This window comes from Nocardia pseudobrasiliensis NBRC 108224 (genome assembly GCF_001613105.1).
GTDB lineage: Bacteria > Actinomycetota > Actinomycetes > Mycobacteriales > Mycobacteriaceae > Nocardia > Nocardia pseudobrasiliensis.
This window is the reverse complement of record NZ_BDBS01000040.1, coordinates 113,838-123,200: the sequence shown is the minus strand read 5'-3', so window position 1 is coordinate 123,200 and position 9,363 is coordinate 113,838. Positions and strand designations below refer to the sequence as shown.

6 protein-coding genes are annotated in these 9,363 nt (G+C 68.8%); 3 read left to right on the top strand and 3 right to left on the bottom strand.

What is annotated here, in order from left to right; all coding sequences use genetic code 11:
• Positions 1–138: 138 nt before the first annotated feature.
• The gene (gene efeO, locus NP4_RS29285) at positions 139–1,347 is read right to left on the bottom strand and encodes an iron uptake system protein EfeO (protein ID WP_068004844.1); all 1,209 of its coding nucleotides are present in this window, start codon (positions 1,345–1,347) and stop codon (positions 139–141) included.
• A gap of 32 nt (positions 1,348–1,379) precedes the next feature.
• On the bottom strand, positions 1,380–2,270 hold the full coding sequence (efeU, locus tag NP4_RS29280) for an iron uptake transporter permease EfeU (protein ID WP_068004843.1): 891 nt from the start codon (positions 2,268–2,270) through the stop codon (positions 1,380–1,382).
• A gap of 238 nt (positions 2,271–2,508) precedes the next feature.
• On the opposite strand from efeU, the gene NP4_RS29275 reads away from it, so the two are divergent.
• The 3 genes from NP4_RS29275 to NP4_RS29265 all read left to right on the top strand — a co-directional run bounded on the left by NP4_RS29275 (position 2,509) and on the right by NP4_RS29265 (position 5,182).
• The gene (locus NP4_RS29275) at positions 2,509–3,060 is read left to right on the top strand and encodes a DoxX family protein (protein ID WP_211335939.1); all 552 of its coding nucleotides are present in this window, start codon (positions 2,509–2,511) and stop codon (positions 3,058–3,060) included.
• Positions 3,061–3,151: 91 nt separating this feature from the next.
• Positions 3,152–4,234, top strand: coding sequence for a S8 family serine peptidase (locus NP4_RS29270; RefSeq protein ID WP_068004842.1), 1,083 nt, complete (start codon positions 3,152–3,154; stop codon positions 4,232–4,234).
• A 9-nt stretch (positions 4,235–4,243) separates the two neighbouring features.
• Positions 4,244–5,182, top strand: a complete 939-nt coding sequence (locus NP4_RS29265; RefSeq protein ID WP_068004839.1) for an NHL repeat-containing protein — start codon at positions 4,244–4,246, stop codon at positions 5,180–5,182.
• A gap of 4 nt (positions 5,183–5,186) precedes the next feature.
• Here NP4_RS29265 and NP4_RS29260 read toward each other — a convergent pair whose 3' ends face one another.
• Positions 5,187–9,293: an nSTAND1 domain-containing NTPase gene (locus tag NP4_RS29260; protein WP_169813820.1), complete on the bottom strand. Its 4,107-nt coding sequence runs from the start codon at positions 9,291–9,293 to the stop codon at positions 5,187–5,189.
• Positions 9,294–9,363 lie beyond the last annotated feature (70 nt).

Here is a 9,363-nt window from a genome sequence, read left to right as displayed (position 1 = left end):
GCGGCGCCCGCGGCCGCGCCGACGGCGACGCTGGCGCCCGCCGCCCCCAAAAGGGCGCGGCGGGAGAACCTTCCGGTGCGATGCGCGGAGCGGGGTGCGGGGTCTTCGGTGTGGTTCATGATGGGTTCTCTTCGTGGGTTACTGGCCCAGGATCAGGCCGGGGACTTGGCTCAGCGACGCCGACAGCGCGTCGATCTTGTCCGAGAGCGTTTTGCGCTGGTCCTCGGTGACGGTTTTGTAGGAGGCGTAGCCGTCGCCGTCGCGGAATTGGTTGATGCCGTCGCGGACCGCCTGGAACTGGGCGGTGATCTTGTCCATCAATTTCGGATCCTTGGCCGCGATCATCGGCTGCAGTTCCGCGATCAGGGTTTCCGACCCGTCGATATTGGCGGCGAAGTCCCACAGGTCGGTGCGCGAGTAGCGGTCCTCCTCGCCGCCGACCTTGGTGGCGGCGATCTCGTCGACCAGCGCCTGTGGACCCTTGACGAAGGATTGGGTCTCGAAGACGAAGTCGGGCTTGGTCACCTCCGCGCGCAGCGCGGTGACATTGGCCAGCAGGGTGTCTGCCTCGGTGTCGATGGCCGCCTTGGTGTCGGCGGTCTTGGCGTTGTCGAGGTCGGCCTGGGTGATGGCGTCGCCCTTCTCGCCGATCTCCTTCTGCTGCGGCGGCCACAGGAAGCGTTCGATGCGGTGGAATCCGGTGAAGGGCTGGGTGCCGTTCTCGGTGTCGTCCCAGCGCATATCGATCTTCGGATCCAGATCCGGGAAGGATTCGGCGACCGGTTCGATGCGCTCGTAGAAGGTGCGGGTCAGGCCGAATTGCCTACGGGCGGTGTCGAGGTCACCGGATTTGACGGCCGCGACGAACGAGGCGGTCTGGCCGACGAGGCCGTCGAGCTGGCGGCGCACATAGTCCAGGTAGCGCTGTTCGGCCTGGGTCACGTCGGCGGGCACCTCGGTCTTGGCCTTCTTGTCGCCGGTGACGGTCAGCTGCTGGCGGATGCCGTTGCCGACCATGCCCGGTTTGCAGGCGGTCTCGTAGGTGCCCGGATCGGTGATCTCGACGGTCAGCTTGCCCGAGACGCCGGGGCCGATGTTCTCGACCTCACCCAGTACCCGATTGTTGGCGCCGAAGACGTAGAACTCGGTGATCTTCGACCCCTGGTTGGCGACGACGAAGTTGACCTTGCCGGTGCCCGCGGACGTGGCGGCCAGTTCGCACGACGAATCGGTGGAGGTGACCGCGATATCACCCGCGCCCGCCTTGGATTTCTCCGTGCAGGCCGCGGTCGCCAGGACGGTGATCACGGCCAGGCCCGACGCGGCGACGACTCGACTCGATTTCACAGGTGTTTCATTCCTTCTCTGCGCCGGCCGCGTCACGCGGCCGGAGTCTGCATCGGTTCGGAGGCCATCGGCGGGCTGGTCCGGTTCGCGCGCATCGGGCGCAGGAACAGCGTCAGGACGATCACCAGGTACACCGCCCAGGCGATGGCCTGCAGCAGGGTGGGGTCCGGGCGGAAGTTGAAGATGCCCGCGAGAATGGTTCCGTACCAGGACGACTGGTCGAAGTGGGCGGTGATGTCGAAGCCGAGCCGGTCGGCGCCGGGCAGCCAGCCGACCAGTTGCAGCGCGTGCACGCCGTAGCCGAGGATTCCGGCGGCGACCAGGATCAGGAATGCGCCGGTGTAGGTGAAGAAGATCGCGAAGTTGATCCGGATGGCGCCGAAATACAGCAGGACCGCGAGCACCGCGGCCACGGCCACCCCGGCGACCAGTCCGATCAGCGGCCAGCTGCTGCCGGAGGCGTTCTCGGCGTAACCGACCATCAGCAGGGCGGTTTCGACGCCCTCGCGGCCGACCGCGAAGAACGACAGCGTCAGAATCGCCAGGCCGCCGCCCTCCAGCGCGCGGGTCATGCCGCGTTTGAGGTCCCCGGAGATGTGCGCGGAGGCGCTGCGCATCCACAACACCATGAAGGTCACGATGACGACCGCGACCAGCGAGGCCACCCCCGCGATCGCCTCGGCGGCCAATCCGTCGACGGTGGAGGTCCCGTAGTGGATCGCGGCGAAGATCGCCAGCATCATCGCCACGGCGAGTCCGACGCCCGCCCACAGCCATTTCAGCCCGTCGCGGCGTTGGGATTTGACCAGGAACGCGGCCAGAATCATGACCACGATGCCCGTCTCGAGCCCCTCGCGCACCCCGAGTAGTCCACTGCCGAACAATTGCGTCGCGACCGACGGCGCCGCTGCCACAAACTCCATCGTCGAAACCTCTGTCGGTCAATAGTTTGGTTAGGCTAAGTTTCGCTGATGATAGCAGGCGGCGGGGGCGCGTCGTGTCGGGGAAGGGCCTCGTACTCAACCGTTTTCACATAGAAGGATTTACGGGTCGAGACGTCGACGGGGAAAAGACCCTCGTGCCGACGTAGCCGCGACCGTAGGTTTGTTTGCGTTCTTGCGAAGTCGACCGCGTGCTATGGACCGTCGGCAGGGAGAGGCCATGGCCATCGCAGGGCTGACCAGCTCGAGCTGGGATACCACCGTGGCGCTGGTTGCGCCGGTGCCGAAATTCCTCGCGCTGATCCGTGCCGGGCGAGGACTGTCACATTCGGACCGTGGCGGCGGTCAAGGCGGTATGACTATCGCGCACACCTGGCCCGGATGGGTCGCGACCGGCCTGCTGTGGTTTCTCGCCGTGGAGTTCATGTTGGGAGCGGTCACCAAGTTCTGGTCCGGGCCCACGCTTTTCGGGCCGGCGTATTCGGTCAAGTTCCCCGACTGGGGGTGGCCCGCCTGGTTCCGGTTCGTAGTGGGCGCGATCGAGGGCGCGTGCGCGCTGCTGCTGGCTGTGCCGTATCACGAGGCGCGCTTCCTCGGCTCGGCGGTGCTGATCCTCGTGCTGACCGGTGCGGTGGTGACCCATATCGTCAATCACCACGGTCCGAGGGAAAGTTTCGCCGCCCCGGTACATCTGGTGATCATGGCGATCATCGCGCTGGCGACCTGGCCCGCGCACTGGACCGATGTGTTCGCGCCCGGGAGGTGGTCCTGACCCGCGAATTCCGTGGCGCGGGCGCGTCGGCGGGGGATGATGGAGTACCCGGCCCAGTTGCGCGTCGCTGGGCTCGATTTCGGAGCGGATCATGTGGCTCTCGCGTCTTCGGACGGTGCTGGCGGTCGGTCTCACGGTGAGTTCGGTCGCCGCGGCGGTGGTCGCGTCGGCGACGCCGTCCGGCGCCGCGGCCGACCCCCTGGTGGACAAGCAGTGGGCGCTGGCCCAGATCCGCGCCCCGCAGGCGTGGGCGAGCAGTACCGGGGCGGGGGTGGTGATCGCGGTGGTCGACACCGGCGTGGATCTGGACCATCCGGATCTGGCGGGCAAACTCGTCCCCGGCGCGACCTTCACCGATTGTCCTGCGGGACAACGGCCCTGCGGCGACGGCGACTGGCGGGGACCCGACGGTGTGGGGGTCGCATCGGATCGCCACGGTACGCATGTGGCGGGGATCGCGGCCGCGGCGAGCGCGAACGGTACCGGGATCGCCGGGGTCGCGCCGGATGCGCGGATCATGCCGGTGAAGGTGCTCGACAATGCCGTGGGCGTGTACGAGGACATCGCCGACGGTGTGCGCTGGGCGAGCGATCACGGCGCGAATGTCATCAATCTGAGTCTGGTCGGACTGCCCGACGATCAGGTGCTGGCCTTCCTCGGGCTGCGAACGCGACTGGCCGATGCGATCGCCTACGCGGTGGCACGCGATGTCGCGGTCGTGGCCGCGGCCGGCAACGAAACCCTGCCGCTGTGCTCGGACCCCTCCTTCACCCGCGACGTGCTCTGCGTGGTCGCCACCGACCGCTACGAGGTGAAGGCGCTGTATTCGGATCTGGGCGTGAAGCCGGATCTGAAAGTGGTTGCCGCGCCAGGTGGTTCGGGATTGCCGCACTGCGATGAGAATGTGTGGTCGCTGGTCCCGCGCGGCACCGGTTCGCCGCGCTGCGGGCAGGCCGACTACGACGCGTTCAGCGGCACCTCGATGGCTGCCCCGCACGTCGCCGGTGTCGCGGCGCTGCTGGCGGCGCAGGGCCGCACGCGGGCCCAGATCTACGACGCGATCCTGCGCACCGCGCGACTGCCGTTCCTGGGCGGGGTGATTCGCGGGGTGTACACGCCGGTGTACGGCTTCGGCATCGTCGACGCGGCCGCCGCGCTCGCCGCGTCGCCCTAGACTGCGACCATGACGACGCGACCGTCCCGGATATGGCTGGTCGGCGTCGCGGCCATGGTCGCGGTGGTTGTCGCCGTGTGGATCTGGTGGCCGCACGGGTCGCGCGCGCGACACGCGACCGGCTGGCAGACCCAGACCGACCTGCCGCTGCTGGTGGACTCCCCGCGCGGAATCGCCGTGGGACGCACCGGGGATGTGTACGTGGTGGAATCCGGGTCTGTGCAATGGCTCGCGGCCGGGCGCTTCCTACCGCAGCGGCTGGCCGTGCCGGAATTGAAGTCGCCGTATTCCCTCGCGATCGGCCCCGCCGAGGAGTTGTACGCCACCGATTACGGCGCGGAGCGGATACTGCGGATCGCGCCGGACCGGAAATCGACCGTCGCCCTGCCCCTCTCCGTTGCGTCCGGCCAGGATTCCGGCCGCGCGGGACATTCCTACGATGCCGGGGTAGCGGTCGATCGCGCGGGCATCGTGTACGCCACCGACCCCGAGCACGCCCGGATTCTGAGGTTGCCCGCGGGCGGCGCGCCCGAGGTGCTGGCCAACGTCGACCGACTCCGCGCGCCGATCGCGGTCTCCGATTCCGGTGATGTCATCGTCTATGTGGCCGAACCGAATCCGACGCTGCTGACCTTCCGCGCGGGTAAACCACCCGCGACGCCGACCCCGATTCCGGACCTGAAATTCGTCGAGGCCCTCACCGTCGATCATCACGGCAATCTGCTGCTCGCGGACGATGTCTTCGAACCCGCCGCCGAGGACGGCAGCAGGCCCTCGCGCACGACCGCCGCGCTGTGGCGGCTCACGCCCGGCGCGCGGACGCCGACGCGGCTGCCCTACACCGACCTGGGCACGGTCGCGGGGCTCACGGTCGACTCCGCCGACACCATCTATTTCACCGACAACTCCCAGTTCGGTCGGGTGGTGCGGCTGTCGCCCGCGCCTTGAGCGGTCACCGGCAGGTGTCGCGATAGGGAAGTTCCTGGATGTACTGCCGCCAGGTGTCCGGATCCAGGCCGGATCCGACTGTGCGGCAACCGGTGTCGGCGGGGTCGCGGCGCAGTTCGTACAGTCGGCGCAGATCCCACATCGCCACCTTGGCGACTGTGCGGCTCACCCCGAGATCGTGTCCGGTGATCAGACGGTTGGAATCGGCGGTGAAGGTCGCGGCCACGATATCGCCCGCCCCCGCGTCGCGCGGCTCGCCGACCGGGGTCGGATGCGCCGGATCGGTGACCAGCCACATCTGGACCCGTCCGTTGCCCGATGTGGCGAGAACCGTTCCGGTCGCGTCGAATCGAGGGCTGATCAGTCCGAAATTCGATTGCACGGCATTACCGACCCGCGTGCCGCGCGCGGGATCGCGGACATCCCAGAACTGTGCGACGTTCTTCTCCACCGCCACCAGCACCCCGGTCACCGGCGAGTAGGCCACGCTCGCGCTCATCGGTACCGCGATCTCGCCGAGCCGGATCGGGTTGTCGGAGTCGGTGAAATCCCAGAAGGACAGACCCTTGTGCTCGTGTTGCCAGCCGATTCCGAGGATGCGCCCGCTCGCGGTGACGTAGACCTGCCGCATCTGTACCTGGTAGACGCCGCGCCCGAGCCGCCGGGGCGCATCCCTGGTCTCGATATTCCACACCAGTGAGTTCAGATCGCTGCCCGCGGCCAGGCGCGTGCCGTCGGGAGTGAACGCGAGGGTGCGGACGATACCGTCGAGACCGGTGAGCGGCGCGCCCAGTCGTCGCGGGCGGCGTCGGTCGGTCACGTCCCACAGCGAGACGGTTCGATCTATTCCCCCGACCGCCAAGGTCGTGCCGTCGGGTGAGAGTGCGACGCAGCTGATGCGAATGTCGTTGTCGCTGAAGTCGAAATGCTCGGTATCGAACGAGGCGGTGTGCACGGGTGTATCGGACTGTCCGGTGTCCCAGAGGTCGACCCTGCCGTTCTTACCGCCGGTCGCGATGAGCCCGGCGGCGGTGGCGATTCCGTTCTCCGCGACGATCCGGTCGACCTGCCCGGAAACCTGTTCGCCGATCGGTTGCGGTTGCGCACGGGTGTCGGTCGTCCACAGAATGGTGCGCCCATCGGGCCCGCCGACGGCGATGATGCCGTTGGCCGAGAACGCGATCGCCGTCGTCGCGCCGGTCCGGCCGACCAGATCCGAGATCGTCTCCACGTCGTCCCCGGTCTCGCCGAACCGGTACAGCGTGACCCGGTTGCCGAATTCGGCCGCCACGGCGACCATATTCCCCGACCGGGCGAATACCGGCCACGCCGTACCGCCCGAATCGAAGGCCGGTTCGGCGCGCGGATGCGCGGGGTCGGTGACGTCCCAGCGCGCGACGCCGGTCGGGAATACCGAAACCGCCATGCGGCGTCCGTCGGGAGAGAAGGCGATGTGCTGGGCGATGGCGCGCGGCGGCAGATCCAATCGGCCGATCGGGCGCGGTGAGTGCCGGTCGGTGACGTCCCAGAGGGTGGTGGCCGCGCGGGTGCCGGTCACCAGCAGCCGTCCGTCGGGGGAGAATTCGGCGACCTCCAGTGTCTGCTCGGGCGGCAGCAGCGTCGCGACGGGCATCGGATGATCGGGGTCGGCGAGATCCCACAGCGCGGTCGGCTGCTGGTACTCGGTGCCGAGAGCCAGCATCGTCGCCGGGGCGAAATCGAAACGCAGTTTGGGTGAGATATCCAGCGCCGGATGCGCTTTCGTGCGCGGATGGGCCGGATCGGTGAGATCCCACTGGATCAGGCCGTCCATGCTGAACGGGTCGTAGCGCGGTTCGGCGGACACCGAATAGCCCAGGCGGGCGTCCCTGGCGTTGAGGTCCTGGCCGGAGCCGGTCAGCAGCGTCGTCCCGTCGGGGGTGAAGGCGATCGCCGAGATATTGCTGACACCGGTCAATTCGCTCAATCGCCGCGATCGCCCGGAGTCGGAGACCGCCCACAGTTCGATGGTTCCCCCGTCGTGCTGCACCGCGATCGTCCGCCCGTCCGGCGAGAAGGACAGTCGCAGTACATTTTTCGCGATGTCGTCGATCGTGCCCGCGTATCGGGTCGTGGACAGCGTATTGATCAACCACTGGCGCGTCTCGTTGCCCGGATCGATGCGATCGGCCGCCACGCCGAGCCGGATCGCCGTGCGCGGATCGACCGGACGCAGTTGATTCGCCTGCGCCAGCAGCTTTCCCGCGACCGCGGTGTGCTGGCGGGCCACCGCCTGGCGCTGCTGCACGATCGCGACGAAGGCGGCCACCAGCGCCGCGCACAGCAGCGCCGACAGCACCGCGGTCGCGCGGCCGCGTCGCAGGCGATCGCGGCGATAGCCGCGTTCCAGGAATGTCCGTGCCCGCGCGCTGATCTCGACCCGCGTCGCGCCGAGCCGCCACAGTCGCACCCGGGCCCCGAGATCGGCGGCGGCCACCGCGAGCCGATCGCGCTCCCACAGCCGCGCGGGTTTGCGGTCGCGTTCCCAGTCCGCGGCCGCGATCTCCACCGCGCGCCGGGCCCGCAGCGCGGTGCTCTCGGCGGCGATGGCCTCGCGCAACCGCGTCCAGTTGCGTGGGAACGCCTCGTGCGCGGCGGTGACGACGATGCGCCCGTCCTCCTCGGCGACGACGAGCAGTCGATGGGTGACGAAGGCGTCGAACACCTTTCGCGCCGACTCGCTCAATTCCGCGCGGGCGACGCGGTCGCGCGTGGGTACGCCGTATTCGTCGACGGTGACCAGGCGCAGCAGCATCGCCACGATCTCGGCGTCGGAGTGTCCGGTCGCCGCGCGCGCCTCGGCCAGCGCGGTCTCGGCCTGGCGTTCCAGCGCGCCACGCACGCCGCCGATCTCGTCGTAGCGGTCTCGGGTCAGTCGGTCGCCGCGGCGCAGTCCGTATGCGAGCTGTTGCAGGGTGAAGGCGAGCAGTGGCAGGGCGTCGCCGCTGTCGGTGTCGGCGAGCAGCGCCTCCACCAGACCGTCCTCGATGGTCAAACCCGCCACCCGCGCGGGTTCCTGGATGACCTCGCGCAGCGCGTCGGTGCGCAGCGGGCGCAGGGGATGGGTGCGGGTCGCGATGCGCGCCAGCGCGGGATCGGTTCCCAGCTGGTCCAGGAATTCGGGTCGCAGCGTGGCGAGGATTTGGATCGGTCCGCCCACGGCCGGGAGCAGCAGGTCGACGAATTCGGCGCGGTCGCGCGGGGGCGTGCGGCGCAGCAGCTGTTCGAACTGGTCGATGACCAGTAGCAGTTTGCATTCGACGCCCGCCTGTTCGGCGTTGAGGATGTCGATGGCGATATCGCGAAGTCCGGTGCCGGTCAGGCGTTCTCGCAGCGATCGCGGTGGGTGTTGCGGATCGGTGCGGGCGAGGGCGGGGGCGAGGGATCGGGCCAGCGCACCGATCGGGTCGGCGCCGGGGACGATCGGTTCGAGCGGCAGCCACAGCGGTTCCTCGGCGATCAGCGGGATGACACCCGCGCGCACGAGGGAGGATTTCCCGCATCCGGAGGGGCCGATCACCAGCTGGATCGCCGGTTCGGTCCGGGTCGCCGGTTTGCGCAGCAGTTCGGCGACCTCGGCGGCCTCGCGCGTGCGGCCGAAGAACACCCGCCGCCGGTCGGTGCCGAACGCTTCCAGGCCCGGATAGGGCGGCAGATCATCGGACCAGCCCACGCCTCCGCCCATATCCAGTCGACGCAGGGCCACCGCGAGCTTTTCGCGGGCCACCGCGGGATCGGCCGCGGCATTGGACTGCTGCAGCGATTTCAGCAGTGGATGGGTGATATCGGCCGCGACGCGGACTGGCAGCAGCCGCGCGCCGTTGGCCTTGGCGATGCCGACTTCGGCCGCGCACCACACCGATTGCAGATAGGTCGCGGTGATGACGCAGACCACCGCATCGGCCCAGCGCAACCGCCGATAGAGTGCACGCTCCCATTCCTCGCCGACGATCAAGCCGTCGACCGGGTGCAGATCGAGGAAGACCTCGTGGCCGTCGGCGACCAGCCAGCCGCGAATCTCTGCGGCCCACTCGCGATCCGCGCTCGCGTGACTGATGAATACCCGGGCCAACACCCCTCCCGCACGGCAGGCCGAACTGCCAGCACAACGGTACCGGTCGCGCGCGGGGCCGGTCGGTGAA

What these genes read in the sequence shown, in the direction of transcription:
- NP4_RS29275 (WP_211335939.1), top strand. Translation starts at nt 2,509, where the DNA reads ATGGCCATCGCAGGGCTGACCAGCTCGAGCTGGGATACCACCGTGGCG.
- NP4_RS29265 (WP_068004839.1), top strand. Translation starts at nt 4,244, where the DNA reads ATGACGACGCGACCGTCCCGGATATGGCTGGTCGGCGTCGCGGCCATG.
- NP4_RS29270 (WP_068004842.1), top strand. Translation starts at nt 3,152, where the DNA reads ATGTGGCTCTCGCGTCTTCGGACGGTGCTGGCGGTCGGTCTCACGGTG.
- efeU (WP_068004843.1), bottom strand. Translation starts at nt 2,270, where the DNA reads ATGGAGTTTGTGGCAGCGGCGCCGTCGGTCGCGACGCAATTGTTCGGC.